21 protein-coding genes are annotated in these 18,967 nt (G+C 58.9%); 14 read left to right on the top strand and 7 right to left on the bottom strand.

Going from position 1 to position 18,967, the window contains the following annotated elements; genetic code table 11:
- Positions 1 to 269: 269 nt before the first annotated feature.
- Both ACW9IR_RS16720 and ACW9IR_RS16715 read right to left on the bottom strand, forming a co-directional pair.
- Positions 270 to 1,490, bottom strand: a complete 1,221-nt coding sequence (locus ACW9IR_RS16720; RefSeq protein WP_457464264.1) for a CaiB/BaiF CoA transferase family protein — start codon at positions 1,488 to 1,490, stop codon at positions 270 to 272.
- A 13-nt stretch (positions 1,491 to 1,503) separates the two neighbouring features.
- Positions 1,504 to 2,685, bottom strand: coding sequence for an acyl-CoA dehydrogenase (locus ACW9IR_RS16715; protein ID WP_007953903.1), 1,182 nt, complete (start codon positions 2,683 to 2,685; stop codon positions 1,504 to 1,506).
- A gap of 158 nt (positions 2,686 to 2,843) precedes the next feature.
- Here ACW9IR_RS16715 and ACW9IR_RS16710 point away from each other — a divergent pair, with 158 nt between their 5' ends.
- The 11 genes from ACW9IR_RS16710 (at position 2,844) to ACW9IR_RS16660 (ending at position 12,982) form a co-directional block, all read left to right on the top strand.
- On the top strand, positions 2,844 to 3,743 hold the full coding sequence (locus tag ACW9IR_RS16710; protein ID WP_102902605.1) for a LysR family transcriptional regulator: 900 nt from the start codon (positions 2,844 to 2,846) through the stop codon (positions 3,741 to 3,743).
- Between the two features lie 434 nt (positions 3,744 to 4,177).
- A complete protein-coding gene (locus ACW9IR_RS16705; RefSeq protein ID WP_457464261.1) occupies positions 4,178 to 5,299 on the top strand; it encodes a Re/Si-specific NAD(P)(+) transhydrogenase subunit alpha in 1,122 nt (373 codons plus the stop codon).
- Between the two features lie 15 nt (positions 5,300 to 5,314).
- Complete coding sequence (locus ACW9IR_RS16700) at positions 5,315 to 5,635, top strand: NAD(P) transhydrogenase subunit alpha (protein ID WP_003187417.1); 321 nt, start codon at positions 5,315 to 5,317, stop codon at positions 5,633 to 5,635.
- Positions 5,635 to 7,068, top strand: a complete 1,434-nt coding sequence (locus tag ACW9IR_RS16695; protein WP_007911651.1) for an NAD(P)(+) transhydrogenase (Re/Si-specific) subunit beta — start codon at positions 5,635 to 5,637, stop codon at positions 7,066 to 7,068. The genes ACW9IR_RS16700 and ACW9IR_RS16695 overlap by 1 nt, the downstream gene beginning before the upstream one ends.
- Before the next feature lie 215 nt (positions 7,069 to 7,283).
- Entirely contained in the window at positions 7,284 to 8,777 is a 1,494-nt protein-coding gene (locus ACW9IR_RS16690; RefSeq protein ID WP_457464259.1) for an acetyl-CoA hydrolase/transferase family protein, read from the top strand.
- Positions 8,778 to 9,099: 322 nt separating this feature from the next.
- Positions 9,100 to 9,315, top strand: a complete 216-nt coding sequence (locus tag ACW9IR_RS16685) for a DUF1127 domain-containing protein (protein ID WP_007911656.1) — start codon at positions 9,100 to 9,102, stop codon at positions 9,313 to 9,315.
- Between the two features lie 257 nt (positions 9,316 to 9,572).
- Positions 9,573 to 9,782 carry a DUF1127 domain-containing protein gene (locus ACW9IR_RS16680; protein WP_102902597.1) on the top strand — a complete coding sequence of 70 codons (210 nt, stop codon included), beginning with the start codon at positions 9,573 to 9,575 and terminating at the stop codon, positions 9,780 to 9,782.
- A 135-nt stretch (positions 9,783 to 9,917) separates the two neighbouring features.
- Complete coding sequence (locus ACW9IR_RS16675) at positions 9,918 to 10,235, top strand: DUF2388 domain-containing protein (RefSeq protein WP_007911658.1); 318 nt, start codon at positions 9,918 to 9,920, stop codon at positions 10,233 to 10,235.
- Positions 10,236 to 10,342: 107 nt separating this feature from the next.
- Positions 10,343 to 10,660 (top strand): DUF2388 domain-containing protein, encoded by a 318-nt coding sequence (locus ACW9IR_RS16670; protein WP_077575231.1) that lies wholly within the window; start codon positions 10,343 to 10,345, stop codon positions 10,658 to 10,660.
- A 43-nt stretch (positions 10,661 to 10,703) separates the two neighbouring features.
- Positions 10,704 to 11,024, top strand: coding sequence for a DUF2388 domain-containing protein (locus ACW9IR_RS16665; RefSeq protein WP_095119612.1), 321 nt, complete (start codon positions 10,704 to 10,706; stop codon positions 11,022 to 11,024).
- On the top strand, positions 11,021 to 12,982 hold the full coding sequence (locus ACW9IR_RS16660; RefSeq protein ID WP_457464255.1) for a DUF7844 domain-containing protein: 1,962 nt from the start codon (positions 11,021 to 11,023) through the stop codon (positions 12,980 to 12,982). The genes ACW9IR_RS16665 and ACW9IR_RS16660 overlap by 4 nt, the downstream gene beginning before the upstream one ends.
- A gap of 47 nt (positions 12,983 to 13,029) precedes the next feature.
- On the opposite strand, the gene ACW9IR_RS16655 is transcribed toward ACW9IR_RS16660, so the two are convergent.
- The 3 genes from ACW9IR_RS16655 to trpB all read right to left on the bottom strand — a co-directional run bounded on the left by ACW9IR_RS16655 (position 13,030) and on the right by trpB (position 15,652).
- Complete coding sequence (locus ACW9IR_RS16655; RefSeq protein WP_457464253.1) at positions 13,030 to 13,485, bottom strand: anti-virulence regulator CigR family protein; 456 nt, start codon at positions 13,483 to 13,485, stop codon at positions 13,030 to 13,032.
- A gap of 122 nt (positions 13,486 to 13,607) precedes the next feature.
- Complete coding sequence (trpA, locus tag ACW9IR_RS16650) at positions 13,608 to 14,420, bottom strand: tryptophan synthase subunit alpha (protein ID WP_457464252.1); 813 nt, start codon at positions 14,418 to 14,420, stop codon at positions 13,608 to 13,610.
- Complete coding sequence (trpB, locus tag ACW9IR_RS16645) at positions 14,420 to 15,652, bottom strand: tryptophan synthase subunit beta (RefSeq protein ID WP_150708359.1); 1,233 nt, start codon at positions 15,650 to 15,652, stop codon at positions 14,420 to 14,422. Before trpB ends, trpA begins: the two co-directional genes overlap by 1 nt.
- Before the next feature lie 114 nt (positions 15,653 to 15,766).
- On the opposite strand from trpB, the gene ACW9IR_RS16640 reads away from it, so the two are divergent.
- Positions 15,767 to 16,684 (top strand): LysR family transcriptional regulator, encoded by a 918-nt coding sequence (locus tag ACW9IR_RS16640; protein WP_457464250.1) that lies wholly within the window; start codon positions 15,767 to 15,769, stop codon positions 16,682 to 16,684.
- Here ACW9IR_RS16640 and ACW9IR_RS16635 read toward each other — a convergent pair.
- Positions 16,657 to 16,983, bottom strand: coding sequence for a DUF883 family protein (locus ACW9IR_RS16635; protein WP_007911686.1), 327 nt, complete (start codon positions 16,981 to 16,983; stop codon positions 16,657 to 16,659). The genes ACW9IR_RS16640 and ACW9IR_RS16635 overlap by 28 nt on opposite strands.
- A gap of 157 nt (positions 16,984 to 17,140) precedes the next feature.
- Between ACW9IR_RS16635 and ACW9IR_RS16630 the strand changes: the two genes are divergently transcribed.
- Both ACW9IR_RS16630 and ACW9IR_RS16625 read left to right on the top strand, forming a co-directional pair.
- On the top strand, positions 17,141 to 17,356 hold the full coding sequence (locus ACW9IR_RS16630; protein WP_102902592.1) for a dodecin: 216 nt from the start codon (positions 17,141 to 17,143) through the stop codon (positions 17,354 to 17,356).
- A gap of 127 nt (positions 17,357 to 17,483) precedes the next feature.
- Positions 17,484 to 17,708 carry a DUF1161 domain-containing protein gene (locus ACW9IR_RS16625; RefSeq protein WP_457464247.1) on the top strand — a complete coding sequence of 75 codons (225 nt, stop codon included), beginning with the start codon at positions 17,484 to 17,486 and terminating at the stop codon, positions 17,706 to 17,708.
- Positions 17,709 to 17,957: 249 nt separating this feature from the next.
- Here the strand turns inward: ACW9IR_RS16625 and ACW9IR_RS16620 are convergent, their stop codons facing one another.
- Positions 17,958 to 18,959, bottom strand: coding sequence for an LLM class flavin-dependent oxidoreductase (locus tag ACW9IR_RS16620; protein ID WP_034152274.1), 1,002 nt, complete (start codon positions 18,957 to 18,959; stop codon positions 17,958 to 17,960).
- Positions 18,960 to 18,967: the final 8 nt, after the last annotated feature.

Here is an 18,967-nt window from a genome sequence, read left to right as displayed (position 1 = left end):
ACAGCGTTACACGCTGCTGTCAACACCTCTTTTTCAACTTCCTTTTGGCTTCGATAAACTGAAGCAACCTGCCGCCGAAACCTACATAACTCATTGAATCTCAAGGAGTTTTCCGTTTCGACTGCGCCGGAAGTGGGGCGAATTATAGACACTCTGAACCTGCCGTCAACCGTTAATTTCAGTTTTCTTTCAATCACTTGCAGATTGGCTAAAAAACATCCAACCCCTTCCATATAGGAGGAAAGAACCCTTCTATATAGAAAGAATGGTCACAACACCCCGGCCGCCTTCAAGTCGGCTACTGCACCAACCCCCATCCCAAGCACCCGCTGTAAAACATCCAGCGTATGCTCACCTAGCAAAGGAGGCGCACGACGATACTCGACCGGTGTCTGCGACATACGAATCGGGCTCGCCACCTGAGGCACCATCCCCGCCAACGCATGCGGCAGCTCTATCGCCAGCCCACGCGCCTTTACCTGAGGATCCTCGAACACCTGCGACAGATCATTGATCGGCCCGCACGGTACGCCGGCCTGCTCCAGTTGAGCCACCCATTCAGCGGTAGTCTTGAACACCGTCGCCTGACGAATCAAAGGAATCAGCACCGCCCGGTTCGCCACTCGCAGCTTATTGGTAGCAAAGCGTGGATCATCAGCCCACTGCGGCTGCCCCGCCACTTCGGCAAACTTGCGGAACTGCCCGTCATTACCCACGGTAAGAATGAAATCGCCATCAGCCGTAGGAAAGTCCTGATAAGGCACGATGTTCGGATGCGCATTACCCAGACGTTTAGGTGCATTGCCCGTGGTCAAATAATTCATCGCCTGGTTAGCCAGACACGCAACCTGTACATCCAGCAAAGCCATATCAATGTGCTGTCCACCGCCATCGTGATCACGATGGGCCAGCGCAGCCAGAATCGCTACCGTCGAATACAACCCGGTAAGAATGTCCGTCAACGCCACACCGACCTTCACCGGCCCGGCCCCCTCATCACCCTCAGGACGACCGGTGAGACTCATCAGTCCACCCAACCCCTGGATCATGAAGTCGTAGCCGGCGCGTTTGGCATACGGCCCAGTCTGACCAAAGCCAGTAATCGAGCAATAGATCAGGTTCGGATTGATCGCCCTCAGTGACTCATAGTCCAGCCCATAAGCCGCCAGACCACCCACCTTGAAGTTCTCTATGAGGATGTCCGACTTCAGCGCCAGTTCGCGTACCAGCTTCTGCCCCTCGGGGCGGGTGAAGTCGATAGTCACCGATTGTTTGTTGCGGTTCGCCGACAGGTAATAAGCCGCTTCCGACGTATTCTCGCCATAAGCGTCTTTAAGGAAGGGCGGCCCCCAGGCGCGAGTGTCGTCACCATTGCCGGGACGCTCGACCTTAATCACCTCGGCGCCAAGGTCGGCGAGGATCTGCCCGGCCCACGGCCCGGCCAACACTCGCGATAAATCCAGTACCCGCAGATGCGACAGCGCGCCCATGGTCGCTCTCCTATTAATAGAACGCCTGCAGACCAGTTTGCGCACGCCCGAGGATCAGCGCGTGGACGTCGTGAGTGCCTTCATAGGTATTCACCACTTCAAGGTTGACCAAATGGCGGGCAACACCGAACTCATCGGAAATGCCGTTACCGCCGAGCATGTCGCGCGCCATACGAGCGATATCCAACGACTTGCCGCACGAGTTGCGTTTCATGATCGAAGTGATTTCGACAGCCGCGGTACCTTCATCCTTCATGCGACCCAGACGCAGGCAACCTTGCAGCGCCAAAGTGATTTCGGTCTGCATGTCGGCCAGTTTCTTCTGGATCAACTGTGTAGCGGCCAATGGGCGACCGAACTGCTGACGATCCAGGGTGTACTGGCGGGCGGTGTGCCAGCAAAACTCGGCAGCACCCAGTGCGCCCCAAGAGATGCCATAGCGTGCGGAGTTGAGGCAGGTGAACGGGCCTTTCAGGCCGCGCACGTCCGGGAAGATGTTCTCTTCCGGCACGAACACGTTATCCATAACGATTTCGCCGGTGATCGAGGCACGGAGGCCAACCTTACCGTGGATGGCCGGAGCACTCAGGCCTTTCCAGCCTTTCTCCAATACAAAACCGCGAATGTCACCAGCATCGTCTTTGGCCCAGACCACGAACACATCAGCGATCGGGCTGTTGGTGATCCACATCTTCGCGCCGGTCAGGCTGTAGCCGCCGTCGACTTTACGTGCACGGGTAATCATCGCGCCCGGATCGGAACCGTGGTTTGGCTCGGTCAGGCCGAAGCAGCCGATCCATTCACCGGAAGCCAGCTTCGGCAGGTATTTCTGTTTCTGTGCTTCGGTACCGAATTCATTGATCGGCACCATTACCAGCGACGACTGCACGCTCATCATCGAGCGGTAGCCGGAATCGACCCGCTCGACTTCACGGGCAATCAGACCATAGCTGACATAGTTGAGGCCGCTGCCACCGTACTGTTCAGGGATGGTCGCGCCCAACAGGCCGACTTCGCCCATCTCGCGAAAGATCGCCGGGTCAGTTTTCTCATGACGGAAGGCTTCAAGAACACGCGGAGCGAGGCTCTGTTGAGCGAACTGCTCGGCGGTGTCGCGGATCATGCGCTCTTCTTCGGTGAGCTGTTGATCCAGCAGCAGGGGATCGATCCAGTTGAAGCTAGCTTTACCGCCCATGAGTGTGTCCTCGCAAATCGGGTGAATTAACGTGGCATTGATCCTAGGCCCGGTTCGCCGTCGCGGCAAACGAGGATTTCGCATTCTGTTGTGCTAATTTCTCACTCCGAAACGTCGCGAAATGCCTTTTATGCGGCGCATTAGTGAGGTTGATGTACATGCGCAGGAAGATTCCCAGCACCACCGCCCTGATCAGCTTCGAAGCTGCTGCACGCCATGAGAGCTTTACCCGGGCCGCCGAAGAACTTTCCCTCACCCAGGGCGCGATTTGCCGACAGATCGCCAGCCTTGAAGAGTTCCTCAGTGTGGAACTGTTCCGACGCTCGCGGCGGGGCGTGAAACTGACCGAGGCGGGACTTTCCTACAGCCGCCGAGTCGCCACGCAACTCGATGCGGTTGAGCGCGACACGCTTTCAGTGATGGGCCAGCAAGGCACCAACGTGATCGAACTGGCGGTGGTGCCAACCTTTGGCACGCAATGGCTGCTACCGCGACTCAAGGATTTCCAGCTCAAACACCCGGAAGTCACCGTCAACCTGACCAACCGCACCCGCCCCTTCCTGTTTGCCGATACCGAGTTCGATGCTGCGATCTACTTTGGCGATGCCGACTGGTCGGGTACCGAATCCCACAGACTGATGGGCGAGAATCCGATGCCGGTGTGCAGCCCCGCCCTACTCGGCAACAAGACTCATCTGACAGCCGACGAGATTGCCGAGCTACCGCTTTTGCAGCAGACCACCCGCCCCTACGCCTGGCGCCAATGGTTCAACTCGCAACACCTGAATATCCCCCGCGACATGACAGGTCCCCGCTACGAGCTATTCTCCATGCTCGCCCAGGCCGCCATGCACGACATGGGCATTGCGCTGATTCCACCGTTCCTGATCCAGCGTGAACTGGCCGAGAAACGCCTGGTGATTGCCAACCCGCAGGCGCTCTCCAGTATCAAGGCCTATTACCTGATGATTCCCGAACGAAAAGTCGAATCAGCGTCATTAAAGGCATTTCGCGACTGGCTGGTAACTCAGGCGCAGAGCTACAGCCTAGAAGGGTAAAGGCTCACAGCGATAACTAACCCCGTAGTCAGAAAATACAAAGCCCTACAGATATAAGTATTTGTCGCAATTGCACAGACTGTATCCGAAAGTCGTACAGACGTCCCACAAGCGCCTGACGACGTGGCTTTGAGCCTCCATCGGCGACGCATTGATGCCTATTCACGTCACCGATGAGAAATATTTCCATAATCGGCCAGAATCCTTACAAGGCACGGCCTGCAAGGGATTCACTTGGTCATCTGCGACATTCGGTCACGGCATGACTTGTAGTTAATTTTCCGTCACCCGTCATAATCCCTTGAAGGGCATAAAGTTCGCCTGCAAAATGCCGCGCCCCGCCCTGATTTGGCGGGATCGTGCTGATCGGCCGCCCCAGTCGCACCATCCGTAGTGCATGGGTTTACTCAATAAGATCACGCAGGAGATTTGACGTGCACATTGGTGTTCCTCTCGAAACCCAGACCGGTGAAACACGGGTTGCTGCAACCCCGGAAACCATTAAAAAGCTGATCAGCCAAGGTCATAAGGTCACTGTGCAAACCGGCGCCGGCGTTAAAGCCAGTGTGGTTGACAGTGCCTATGAAGCGGCAGGCGCAACCATTGGCAGTGCCAATGACGCGTTTGGCGCCGAGCTGATTCTCAAAGTGGTCGCGCCAAGCGATGCCGAACTGACGCTGATCAAGCGCGGTACGGTGCTGGTCGGCATGCTCAACCCGTTCAACAACGAAACCATCGCGAAGATGGCCGAGTGCGGGATTACCGCGTTCGCCCTCGAAGCGGCGCCGCGCACCTCGCGCGCGCAGAGTCTCGATGTGTTGTCGTCGCAGGCGAACATTGCCGGCTATAAGGCTGTGTTGCTGGCCGCTCACCACTACCCACGCTTCATGCCGATGCTGATGACGGCTGCGGGCACCGTGAAAGCGGCGCGCGTGCTGATTCTCGGCGCCGGTGTGGCCGGGTTGCAGGCGATTGCCACGGCGAAACGTCTGGGTGCGGTGATCGAAGCGTCTGACGTACGTCCGGCGGTGAAAGAGCAGATCGAATCCCTCGGCGCCAAGTTCGTCGACGTGCCGTACGAGACCGATGAAGAGCGCGAATGCGCCGTCGGTGTCGGCGGTTACGCGCGGCCAATGCCAGCGAGCTGGATGCAGCGTCAGGCGCAGGCCGTGCACGAGCGCGCCAAGCAGGCTGACATCGTCATCACCACCGCGCTGATTCCGGGCCGCAAGGCACCGACGCTGTTGAGCGCGGACACCGTGGCGCAGATGAAACCGGGTTCGGTGGTCATCGACCTCGCGGCGGCTCAGGGTGGCAACTGCCCGCTGACCGTGGCTGATCAGATCGTGGTCGAGAATGGCGTGACCATTTGTGGCCCGACCAACCTGGCCGGTGAAGTCGCTGCAGACGCCTCGGCACTGTACGCGCGCAACCTGTTGGACTTCCTCAAGCTGGTGTTCACCAAAGAAGGCCAGTTCGACGTCAACCTCGAAGACGACATCGTCGCCGCGTGCCTGATGTGCCGCGACGGCCAAGTCATCCGCAAAAACGCCTAAGCAGGGATTCAGACGATGGAAGAGCTTATCTCCCCCGGTATCTACAACCTGATCATCTTCGTGCTGGCGATTTATGTCGGTTACCACGTGGTCTGGAACGTTACGCCTGCGCTGCACACGCCGTTGATGGCGGTGACCAACGCCATTTCGGCGATCGTGATCGTCGGCGCCATGCTCGCTGCCGCACTGACCGTCACGCCGCTGGGAAAAACCATGGGCACCCTTGCTGTGGCGCTGGCTGCGGTCAACGTGTTCGGTGGCTTCCTGGTCACCCGCCGCATGCTTGAGATGTTCAAGAAGAAAGCCCCGAAAGTAAAAGAAGAGGCGCCGAAGTAATGAGCATGAATCTTGTCACGACGCTCTACCTGATCGCGTCGATCTGCTTTATCCAGGCCCTCAAAGGCCTATCGCACCCGACCACCTCGCGGCGCGGCAATCTGTTCGGCATGCTCGGCATGGCCTTGGCAATCCTGACCACTGTCGGCCTCATCTATAAGTTGGGTGCTGAGCTGGCGACTGCCGGTATCGGTTACGTCATCGTCGGTCTGCTGGTCGGCGGCACCGCCGGTTCGATCATGGCCAAACGCGTTGAAATGACCAAGATGCCGGAACTGGTCGCCTTCATGCACAGCATGATCGGTCTGGCAGCAGTGTTCATCGCGATCGCCGCAGTTGTTGAGCCGCAATCGCTGGGTATCGTTAAACAGCTGGGCGACTCGATACCGGCGGGCAACCGTCTGGAGCTGTTCCTCGGCGCTGCGATCGGTGCAATCACCTTCTCCGGTTCGGTGATCGCGTTCGGCAAGTTGTCGGGCAAGTACAAGTTCCGCCTGTTCCAAGGCGCACCGGTACAGTTTGCCGGTCAGCACAAGCTCAACGCCGTGCTGGGTCTGGCGACGTTGGCACTGGGCCTGACCTTCATGTTCACCGGCAACCTCACTGCGTTCGCGCTGATGCTGGCGCTGGCGTTCGTGATGGGTGTGCTGATCATCATCCCGATCGGCGGTGCCGATATGCCGGTGGTGGTGTCGATGCTCAATAGCTACTCGGGCTGGGCGGCGGCAGGTATCGGATTCTCGCTGAACAACTCGATGCTGATCATTGCCGGTTCCTTGGTGGGCTCGAGCGGCGCGATCCTCTCGTACATCATGTGCAAGGCGATGAACCGTTCCTTCTTTAATGTACTGCTCGGCGGTTTCGGCAACACGGCTGATGCTGGCCCGGCCGGTGCGAAAGAAGCACGTCCGGTGAAATCCGGCTCGGCTGACGACGCTACCTTCCTGCTGACCAACGCCGACACCGTGATCATCGTCCCGGGCTACGGTCTGGCGGTAGCACGTGCGCAACATGCACTGAAAGAGCTGACCGAGAAGCTGACTCACCGTGGCGTGACCGTGAAGTACGCGATCCACCCGGTTGCCGGCCGTATGCCGGGGCACATGAACGTTCTGCTCGCCGAGGCCGAAGTGCCTTACGACCAGGTGTTCGAGATGGAAGACATCAACTCCGAGTTCGGCCAGGCCGACGTGGTGCTGGTGCTCGGCGCGAACGACGTGGTCAACCCGGCCGCGAAGAACGATCCGAAATCGCCGATTGCCGGCATGCCAATCCTCGAAGCGTTCAAGGCCAAGACCATCATCGTCAACAAGCGCTCGATGGCCAGCGGTTATGCCGGTCTGGACAACGAACTGTTCTATCTGGACAAGACCATGATGGTCTTCGGTGACGCGAAGAAAGTAATCGAAGACATGGTCAAAGCGGTCGAGTAATACCCCCGCTGCAATAGCGAACGCCCCGACTCGTCGGGGCGTTTTTGTTTGCGCAAAACGTCGGACAATTTGCCACGTTGTTGCAGATCCAGTAACGGTGTTTTACTTCAAACCCGCTAAATAGACGCCTCGTTTGCGACCTTGGTAGCGGGACAGGCGCCCGTCAAATTCACTAGACTGCGCATCCTGCTACTCGCTTCCCGAGATAATAATCCATGTACCGTGACCGTATTCGCCTGCCTTCGTTGTTGGATAAAGTGATGAGCGCCGCCGACGCAGCCGCTCTGATTGAGGACGGCATGACCGTCGGCATGAGCGGTTTCACCCGTGCCGGCGAAGCCAAAGCAGTCCCTCACGCACTGGCCGAGCGGGCCAAGGTCACGCCGCTGAAGATCAGCCTGATGACCGGCGCCAGCCTGGGCAACGACCTCGACAAGCAACTGACCGAAGCCGGCGTGCTGTCGCGTCGCATGCCGTTCCAGGTCGACAGCACCTTGCGCAAGGCAATCAACGCCGGCGAGGTCATGTTCATCGACCAGCATCTGTCGGAAACCGTCGAGCAGTTGCGCAACCAGCAACTGAAGCTGCCGGACATCGCGGTCATCGAAGCCGTAGCCATCACCGAGCAAGGCCACATCGTGCCGACCACTTCAGTGGGCAACTCGGCGAGCTTCGCGATTTTCGCCAAACAGGTGATCGTCGAGATCAACTTGGCACACAACGCCAACCTCGAAGGTCTGCACGACATCTATATCCCGACTTACCGCCCGACGCGCACGCCGATTCCTCTGGTAAAAGTCGACGACCGCATCGGCAGCACCGCGATTCCGATTCCTCCGGAGAAGATTGTCGCCATCGTCATCACTCAGCAGGCCGATTCGCCCTCCACCGTGTCGTCGCCGGATGTCGACACCAATGCCATCGCCGATCACCTGATCACCTTCTTCAAGCAGGAAGTCGACGCCGGGCGCATGACCAACAAGCTCGGCCCGTTGCAGGCCGGGATCGGCAACATCGCCAACGCGGTGATGTGCGGCCTGATCGATTCGCCGTTCGAAGACCTGACCATGTACTCCGAAGTACTGCAGGATTCGACCTTCGACCTGATCGATGCCGGCAAGTTGAGCTTTGCGTCGGGCAGCTCGATTACGTTGTCGGAGCGGCGCAACAGCGACGTGTTCGGCAATCTGGAGAAGTACAAGGACAAACTGGTGCTGCGTCCGCAGGAGATCTCCAACCATCCGGAGGTGGTGCGCCGCCTGGGCATCATCGGCATCAACACAGCGCTGGAGTTCGACATTTACGGCAACGTCAACTCCACCCACGTCTGCGGCACGCGGATGATGAACGGCATTGGCGGTTCGGGTGACTTCGCGCGCAACGCGCACCTGGCGGTGTTCGTGACCAAGTCGATCGCCAAGGGCGGCGCGATTTCCAGTGTGGTGCCGATGGTCAGCCACGTCGACCACACCGAGCATGACGTCGACATTCTGGTGACCGAGGTAGGTCTGGCGGACTTGCGCGGTCTGGCGCCACGGGAGCGTGCACGAGTGATCATCGATAACTGTGTGCACCCGGACTTCCGTCAGGCGCTGAATGATTACTTCACGAAGGCCTGTGCAATCGGTGGCCACACCCCGCACATCCTGCGTGAAGCGTTGAGCTGGCATATCAACCTGGAAGAAACCGGGCGCATGCTCGTGGTCTGATCCACACAGATAAACCGCCGACGCAAATACAGTTTGCGTCGGCGGACTTTCTCAAGCCTCCCTACCTGACAAAAACTGTACTGCTGTACTGGTCATTTCCTACAGGCATTGCCTACCTTTCCGAGTGAATCGAGCAAAAATGCACCACTTAAGTGCGGACAGGTACAGTTCGCTCAATTTTGACCCGTACACCCCCTATAAACAGTTAACTGGTCACTCACAATACAGTTGAACTGTATCTAGAGAGACTTGGCAAACGAGAGGATCATGGGCACCAGTCAAACCACTACCTGATCCCGCCACAAGCGGAAGGATGTCAACCATGGAACGTACACTCAGTTCCGAACTGTTCTTCGAAGACAAAGCTGTAAACACCCAGGCTTCCCTGCCTCTGCGCGTTATCGCCAACCTGATGTTGTGGCAGCGCCGCATCTCCAGCCGCCATCAACTGGCTCGTCTGGATTCGCGTCTGCTGGCTGACGCCGGTATCAGCGAAGCACAACGCTACGAAGAGCTGAGCAAGCCGTTCTGGCGCTAAGTAGCGTCGCTGGCTCTGGTCGTTAGACCCACCGCCAGCAACCCGATTTGAACAAACAAAACCCGTAGTGGGAAACCACGACGGGTTTTGTCGTTTTAGGGTCTGGAAATCTAAATACAGCTATCTGGATTGCCGACCAGCACAGTTCAACCAAATCGCAATCTGAACAAGTACAATTTCCCCCTGCTGTATCTGCCTCTTCTTCTGTCGCAGGCTCAACATGACCTTCCGCCTTCACCGGCAATAAGGAATACGTCATGAATGACTTACAGGATGTTTCAGAAAACTTCAGCCAGCTCTACTCTCGCCCAAACGCTCTGCGTCGCCTGTTTCTCAGGCTTCGGGACAGCCTGGCACGCGCCAGAACGCGGCGACTGCTGGCTCAACTGGATGGCCGTGACCTCGCCGATCTTGGCCTCAGCCACGCCGATCGCCTCCATGAACTGGATAAACCCTTCTGGCGCTAGCATTTTGCCCACTGTGCGAACCTCGCAAAGCAGGCCTAATATCCATGCAGAACGTGGCGAATGCTGTGTCACTGGCGTCTGACTCCTCAGATACCGAGCCACCTCTCTCTACGGTTTATCCACAGGAGTTACATCATGTCCCGTCTTCGTCTGCTCAGTGCCGCCGCCCTGCTGGCCGTGGCCGCCAACGCCAGCGCCACCAGCTTCATCGTGACCACCGACGCCGTTGTCGGCGCTCTGAAATCCTCGTCCGACGCTACGTCCGACGTCACCTCGTCGTTCCGTGACGACAAGATTGTTCTTGCCGCCCGCGACGACGCTGCCAGCTTCGTGGCCAGCGAAGGCGAAATCCGTGGGGTGAAACTGGAAAGCGCACTGGATCACATCCGTCACCAGGCGCCACAGCTGCAAGCCACTGACGCACAACTGGCGCAAGCCATCCTGACGATCTAAGCGCCAGGTGCAAATCGGGACACGCCCGTCGTGTCCCGATGTTTCGGCGCTGGCTCTGGCCCGGGCATTGCGCTAGCCTTTGGGCTCACCAAAAATTACCGAGTCCGATGCGCTTTCTTCCAAATCTACTGATTCCCTCCGTATTGTTCACCGCCTGCTGGACGGCGCCGGTCAATGCCTTTGATGCTTTCAACGCGTCGACCCAAGGCACCGTCGTCAGTGGTTACGCCACCAGCATGGTGTCTTCCGCGCCTTTCGACCGTAAACTGCTGCTCGCCGCCCATGATGACGCGGCCGCATTTGTTGCCAGTGACGGTGAATGGCGAGGTGCTCGTCTGGAATCCGCGCTGCATTACCTGCGCAAAACCCGGCCGAAACTTCATGTCAGCGACCTTGAACTGGCAGAAGCAATTCTCGTCCAATAGTTATCCCGTATCCCCGTTATCCTTGCCCCTTCGGAGTCGTTCCATGCGTAGCCCGCTGATTGCTGCCGCCCTTGGCCTGTTTTTGTTGGCCGACGTGGCCCAGGCGCACACCCTGGTAGCCACCAGTAACATCATCGTTCGTGCCTCCCAGCGCACCATCGATTTCACTTCCGACACCACCACGTCGATTCGCGATTCGAAAATCATCCGCGAAGCCCACGACGACGCTGCCAGTTTCGTAGCGTCCAATGGCGATATCCGTGGCGCACACCTGGAAGCCGCGTTCAATACCTTGCGCACTCGCGTGCCGGAAGCGCGCGACGCCAGTGATCAGGTTCTCGCCGAAGCCATCCTCGCACTGTGAAGTCACTCGGCACCTGGCTACTGGCCGGGGCGTTGTTGCTGCTTGGCAACAGCGCCCACGCCGGCCTGCAATTGCGGCTCAAGACCGAAGGTCTGAGCCCCGCCCAACAACAGGCCAGCCAGGTGCTGATCGATGAGGCGATGCAAAAGCTGCCGCCGAGCTTTATCGAGCGGCTGGATCGGCGCATCGATGTCGGCTGGACCGACGACATGCCGAGCAACGCCTATGGCCAAGCCACGCTGGTCGCCGAACTCGACCTGAATCGCAAACTGCTCGCCAGCCTGACTGACGGCAGTGCGGCGAAAGAAAAAACCAATCGCCCTCACGGCACTGTGCGTCAGGAACTGCTCGCCACGGTGCTGCATGAAATCACCCATATTTATGATCGCGCGCGCCTGTGGCCGAGTGCCGAGCGCACGCTGATCCAGCGTTGCACTCGACGGTTCAACAGCGCCGGGCTGATCGGCATCCCCGATGAATGCCGTGGCCAGAACGGCCGGCGCTTCACCCTCAGCGATGACCCGCGCCTGCTCGACCTCGCCGGTTGGCAACAATACGTCGGCCGTCGGGGTGAACGCGAACAACACAACCGGCAGATCGCTCGTAGCCCGGACCTGTACGAAATCTCCAGCCCCAAGGAGTTCGTCGCGGTCAACATGGAGTATTTCCTCCTCGACCCGAGCTATGCCTGCCGTCGCCCGGCGCTGTATCGCTATTACCAGGAGCACTTTGGCTGGGCTCCTCCGGCCAAGGACGCCTGCAGCAAAACCTTCTCCTTCCTCAATGCCGGCAACGACTTCGCCAAGCAACCTTTGGGGCAGGTCGATCCGGAACGGGTCTACGCCGTCGACTATCTGCTGGCCGAGGCCAATCAGAACTGGGTCAGCCGCTGGGGCCACAGCATGTTGCGTCTGGTGATTTGCGCGCCGGGCCGCCCGCGCGGGCCGGATTGCCGACTCGATCTGGACCAGCATCTGGTGTTGTCCTACCGCGCCTTTGTCGGTGACGTGCAGCTGTCGAGCTGGGACGGACTGGTCGGCAAATACCCGTCGCGGCTGTTCGTGCTGCCGCTTGCGCAGGTCATCGACGAATACACCAAGACCGAACTGCGCAGCCTCGCTTCCGTGCCGCTGAACCTGTCACGCGACGAGATCGAAGGCGTAGTCGAGCATGCGGCCGAGATGCACTGGAGCTATGACGGCAACTACTTCTTCCTCTCCAACAACTGTGCGGTGGAAGGCTTGAAACTGTTGCGCAGCGGCAGCAACAACGCGCAGCTCATCGGCCTCGACAGCATCATGCCCAACGGTTTGCTGGAAGTGCTCAAGGGACGCGGCCTCGCCGATACCAGCGTATTGGATGATCCGAAAGAAGCGTTGCGTCTGGGTTACCGCTTCGACTCGTTCCGCGATCGCTATCAGGCGATGTTCGATGTGCTGAAGAAGCAATTGCCGATCAAGCAGAACACCGTTGAAGAATGGCTTTCGCTGACAGCCGAAGAACGCCGTGAGTGGTTCGAGCGTGCGGATCTGCGCACCAGCGCCGCGTTGTTGTTGCTGGAGCAGGCGAGTTATCGCCGCCAATTGCTGCTGGCACAAGACGAGGTCAAGCAGCGTTACCTCGGTGCGCGCGAGCTGGAAAACGGCGGCATGGACAAGGCCAACGCGACCTTGCAGGAAATTCTCGCCAACAGCGGGTTCCTTAGCCGTCCGGCAGAATTGCTCGATTCCAAGGGTTACGGATTGCCGCAGCCGATCGAGTTCAGTCGCCTCGAAGCGGAAAGCAGCCAGCGGCAGAAGAAGCTGCTGGCACTGTCCGGTGATCTGGACGCCGAAGTACGCAAGTTGCTGGAGCCGAAGCGGGCCGCGGAGATTGCGGCCAGTGAGGAGAACGTGAAGCAGATTGGCGCGCATCTGCGCAAACTGCACAAGGCCTCCGGCGGACTGGAACTGCCCTGAAAAAAAGACCGCAGCCATTGGCTGCGGTCTTTTTTATTGCCTGCGGATCAATACAAAACGCCATCGAGAATTTCGTAGACGATCCCGGTGCCCACCGCGATCAGCACGATATCGCCCCCCGCCCGACGCCATTCATAACCCGGATACACCGGCAAGCGACCTAACGCGCGATTATCCAGACGCTCGCCGTAATAGCCGCGCGGCAAAGGCCGGCCACGCTCCAGATGAATCCCCGGAGGCGGCGGCGCACCGCGTACAAAGTAGCCATGATTGTCACGAATGGTCTGACGCACCGGACCAAAGTCGCGCGGTGGCGGGCCACCTCGATGATCATTTTGCGGACCACGGTGATCGTCACCGTGATTGTCGCCACGGTTATCGTAATGGCCCTGCTGCGGGCCGCCGTGGTCGTGATCATCGCGCGGATCAGCGCTGGCCAGCAGCGGCGTCGCGCTGATCATCAGCACGCCCAGTCCGGCCATCAGACGTTTCGGCATTTTCATCGAATCTTTCCTCACAGCACAAACAGCAAAAAGGGCTTCAGAACGATGTTCTGAAGCCCTCGGTCTTGCTGGATTAGTCTGTGCTTTGAGGTGCTAATTCCTCTGTATCAGGAACTTTACCTTCAGCTGACGCGGGCCTTACGCACACCTTCGGAGAGTGCCGAGCACAGGCTCAACACGCCGTCGATGGCCTGCGCTGGCGTCGTTGCATTGGCGATGTGATCGATCAACGCCGAGCCCACCACAACACCGTCAGCCAGACGCGCGATGGACGCCGCTTGCTCTGGAGTGCGGATGCCAAAACCGATGCTGATCGGCAGATCGGTATGCCGACGCAGACGGGTCACCGCCTCTTCAACGTGTTCCAGCGTTGCAGCGCCAGCACCGGTCACACCGGCGACCGACACGTAGTAAACGAAACCGGAACTGCCATTGAGCACTTTCGGCAGGCGTGCATCGTCGGTGGTCGGCGTGGTCAGACGGATAAAGTCCAGACCGGCAGCCTGCGCCGGGTCGCACAGTTCGGCGTTGTGCTCAGGCGGCATGTCGACCACGATCAGGCCATCGACACCGGCCTCTTTCGCATCGGCGATGAAGCGCTCGACGCCATACATGTGGATCGGGTTGAAGTAGCCCATCAGCACCAGCGGCGTATCGCTGTTGCCTTCACGGAACTCGCGAACCATTTGCAGGGTTTTCAGCAGATTCTGCTTGGCACCCAAGGCACGAATGTTCGCCAATTGAATCGCCGGGCCGTCGGCCATCGGGTCGGTGAACGGCATGCCCAACTCGATCACGTCGGCACCAGCGCCCGGCAAGCCTTTGAGGATTGCCAGCGAGGTGTCGTAGTCCGGATCACCGGCGGTGACGAAGGTCACCAGCGCGGCGCGGTTCTGTTCTTTGAGGTCGGCAAAACGCGTTTGCAGGCGGCTCATCAGTGTTTCTCCTGCTTCGACTGTTCCATATGGTGCATGACGGTCTGCATGTCTTTGTCGCCACGGCCGGAGAGGTTGACCACCATCAGGTGATCCTTCGGCAGCTTCGGTGCACGTTTGAACACTTCAGCCAGGGCGTGAGCGCTTTCCAGTGCAGGAATGATCCCTTCGAGACGGCAGCATTTGTGGAAAGCATCCAGCGCTTCGTCGTCGGTCACCGAGGTGTATTGAACGCGGCCGATGTCATGCAACCATGCGTGTTCCGGGCCGATGCCCGGATAGTCGAGGCCGGCGGAAATCGAGTGGGCGTCGATGATCTGGCCATCGTCGTCCTGCAGCAGGAAAGTACGGTTGCCGTGCAGCACACCCGGAACGCCGCCATTCAGGCTGGCCGCGTGCTTGCCGGTTTCGATGCCGTAACCCGCCGCTTCAACGCCGATGATTTCAACGCTCTTGTCGTCGAGGAACGGGTGGAACAGGCCCATAGCATTGGAACCGCCACCGATGCACGCCACCAGGCTGTCCGGCAGACGCCCTTCCTGCGCTTGCAACTGCTCACGGGTTTCCTTGCCGATCACGGCCTGGAAGTCGCGAACCATCGCCGGATAAGGGTGCGGGCCCGCCACGGTGCCGATCAGATAGAAGGTGCTGTCGACGTTGGTTACCCAGTCACGCAGCGCTTCGTTCATCGCGTCTTTCAGGGTGCCGGTGCCGGCAACCACCGGAATTACTTCAGCGCCCAACAGCTTCATGCGGAACACGTTGGCTTGCTGACGTTCGATGTCAGTGGTGCCCATGTAAATCACGCAATCCAGACCGAAACGTGCCGCAACGGTGGCAGTGGCCACGCCGTGCATGCCGGCGCCGGTCTCGGCGATGATGCGTTTCTTGCCCATGCGTCGCGCCAGCAGGATCTGGCCGATGCAGTTGTTGATCTTGTGCGCGCCGGTGTGGTTGAGCTCTTCGCGCTTGAGATAAATCTTGGCGCCGCCGCAGAATTCGGTCAGGCGTTCAGCGAAATACAGCGGGCTCGGACGCCCGACGTAGTCACGCTGGAAGTAGGCCAATTCTTCTTTGAACGCCGGATCTTCCTTGGCCGCTTCGTATTCGCGGGCCAGATCGAGGATCAACGGCATCAGGGTTTCCGCCACGTAGCGGCCACCGAACGAGCCGAACAGGCCGTTATCGTCCGGGCCGTTACGCAGATCAGAGGTGTTCGAAGTCTGGGTCATGAGTCGCTCCAGGTGAATTCGGGTCAAAAGACAATGACGACCACTCTACCCCTGACCTTCCAGGCTGAAAACCGATAAGATCGCTACAACCTGTCAGGAAAACTCACAGATACCATGAGCCACGACCTTCCCCCGCTGAACGCCTTGCGCGCGTTCGAAGCGACCGCCCGGCTGAACAGTGTCAGTCAGGCTGCCGAGCAGCTGCACGTTACCCATGGCGCGGTCAGTCGGCAGCTCAAGGTGCTTGAAGAACACCTGGGCGTCAGTCTGTTCGCCAAGGACGGTCGCGGCTTGAAACTCACAGATGCCGGCATGCGTTTGCGCGATGCCAGTGGCGAAGCGTTCGACCGGTTGCGCAGCGTCTGTGCAGAGCTGACGCAAAGCACCGCTGATGCGCCGTTCGTCCTGGGTTGCTCTGGAAGTCTGTTGGCCCGCTGGTTTATTCCGCGTCTGGGGCGATTGAATGCGGATCTGCCGGACTTGCGTCTGCACCTGTCGGCGGGTGAAGGCGATCTCGATCCTCGCCGCCCGGGACTGGACGCTTTGCTGCTGTTCGCCGAACCACCGTGGCCTGCGGATATGCAGGTTTATGAACTGGCGGCAGAACGCATCGGCCCGGTCATGAGCCCATTGTTCAACGGTTACCAACGCCTGCAAAGCGCGCCAGCCTCAGAATTGCTTGATGAACCGCTGCTGCACACTACTTCCCGTCCACAAGCCTGGCCAAGCTGGGCACAGCAAAACCACCTCGACGCGAAAGCGTTGAAGTTGGGGCAAGGTTTCGAGCATTTGTATTACCTGCTGGAAGCAGCAGTTGCTGGACTTGGCGTGGCCATCGCGCCGGAGCCGCTGGTAACGGAAGATTTGAAGGCTGGTCGCCTGGTTGCGCCATGGGGCTTCTGTGAAACCCCGGCGCAACTGGCGTTGTGGCTACCCAAGCGCGCCGCAGACGGGCGCGCCCGGCAACTGGCGCAATGGCTCAAGAACGAGCTGCGCCAGACGGATCACTCGCCGCGCTTGAACAGCAAATAAGCCGCGAGCAGACCAATCGCACCGACTGCCACACCGGCCGTCGTCCACGGATGCTCCTGGGCGTAATCACGGGTGGCGATCCCGGTTTCGCGGGTTTTCACTTTGACTTCTTCATAGGCATCGCTGAGCAGGTGACGCGAATGTTTCAGCGCGCTTTCGGCATTGCTTTTCAGCGCCTTGAGGGTCTTGCGCGACTCGTCCGAAGCGTCGTCCTTCAAGCTTTCCAACGATTTGAGCAGACTCTCGATCTCGGCTTCCATGCTTTGCAACGAGGCTTTACGTAAAGAGGTGTTGGCCATGGTGGCTCTCCTGCATTGGTGATGAGTGGCGTGTGTTGGTTGGGACTTCAGCGGTTTGAGAAAGTGCAGAAAATCTGAACTTCGCCCGCGCAAAGCCGCCGAAATCAACAGTGCAGATTCACTGCTAGTCTCAATTCCACACGCCAAGGAGATCGCCATGAGTGACCATCACACGTACAAGAAAGTCGAGCTGGTCGGTTCGTCGACCAGCAGCATCGAAGACGCCATCAACAACGCAATTGCTGAAGCAAACAAGACCATTCGCAACCTCGAATGGTTTGAAGTGACCGAAACCCGTGGTCACATCAAGGACGGCAAGACAGCGCACTTTCAGGTGACATTGAAAGTCGGCTTCAAGATTGCCAGCAGCTGAGTTTGGTCTAGTCTTCTGAACTTGCGCGCTGGCCGAGTGCCATAGGAATGGCAAAGCGCTACAGGGTGAGTGCATCGAGTGAACGCTCGATGCCCGCCTCTTTTAATCCGACCAGGGAGTGCGACCGATGAAGAAGTTCATGTTGGCAGTAGGTTTGTTGAGCCTTGCCGGTGGTGCGTTTGCTGCCGGTAAGCCATGTGAAGAGCTGAAAGGCGAGATTGCGGCGAAGCTGGATGCCAAGGGCGTTTCCGGGTATTCGCTGGAGATTGTCGATAAGGGCGCAGCGTCTGACGGCAAAGTCGTCGGCACCTGCGAAGGCGGCGCGAAGGAAATCGTCTACAAGCGCAGTTGATCGTGACTGAAATGCAAAAGCCGACGTGAAGGCGTCGGCTTTTTTGTGTCCGGGATTTGGGATTTTTGGTGGATTTGAAATCGAACCCCTCACCCCAGCCCTCTCCCCCAAGGGGTAGAGGGGAAAGGGAGCAGATCGGGGGCTGTTCAAAACCTGAGTTCGACTCGATTTTTCAGGTCGATGTCGAGCGCGAGAACACCTCAATCAGTCCCCTCTCCCTCCGGGAGAGGGCTAGGGTGAGGGTGCCTTTCAGCCCTTCATGACTTGTGCCAGCAATTCGTAGGAATGCACGCGATCAGCATGCTCATACAGATCACTGGTAAAAATCAGCTCATCCGCCTGCGTCTGCTCAACCAGCACTTCCAGCTTGGCGCGAATCTTCTGCGGGCTGCCGACCATCGCCAGACCGAGGAAATCCCCCACCGCCTCACGCTCATGCGGTAGCCACAGGCCGTCCATGGTTTTCACCGGCGGCCGCTGCACCAGACTCTGCCCACGCATCAAAGCAAGAATGCGCTGGTACACCGAAGTCGCCAGGTAATCGGCTTGTTCATCGGTATCTGCCGCCACCAGCGGCACGCCGAGCATCACGTACGGTTTGTCGAGCACCGCCGAAGGCTTGAAGTGATTGCGATAAACGCGGATCGCCTCATGCATGAAACGCGGGGCGAAATGCGAGGCGAAGGCGTAAGGCAAACCGCGCTCACCGGCCAGTTGCGCACTGAACAGGCTGGAACCCAGCAACCAGATCGGCACATTGGTGCCGGTGCCCGGCATGGCAATCACGCGCTGATCCGGGGTACGCGGGCCGAGGTAGCGCACCAGTTCGGCGACATCTTCGGGGAAATCATCGGCGCTGCCGGAGCGTTCACGGCGCAACGCCCGAGCCGTCATCTGATCGGAACCGGGTGCGCGGCCCAGGCCGAGGTCGATCCGACCCGGATACAGGCTTTCCAGCGTGCCGAACTGCTCGGCAATCACCAGCGGCGCATGGTTGGGTAGCATCACGCCGCCGGAGCCGACGCGAATGGTCGATGTACCACCTGCCAGATAACCGAGCAAAACAGACGTGGCGGAACTGGCGATGCCGTCCATGTTGTGGTGTTCCGCCACCCAGAACCGCGTGTAGCCGAATTTCTCGACATGCTGTGCCAGATCCAGTGAGTTGCGCAGCGACTGCGCCGGGCTACCGTTCTCGCGCACCGGCACCAGATCGAGGGTGGAAAATTTTACGTCGGACAGTTGCTTCATAAACCTGC

The organism is Pseudomonas sp. SDT291_1_S447 (assembly GCF_054070155.1).
The sequence above is the reverse complement of the archived record's forward strand: the minus strand, read 5'-3'. Positions and strand labels throughout refer to the sequence as shown.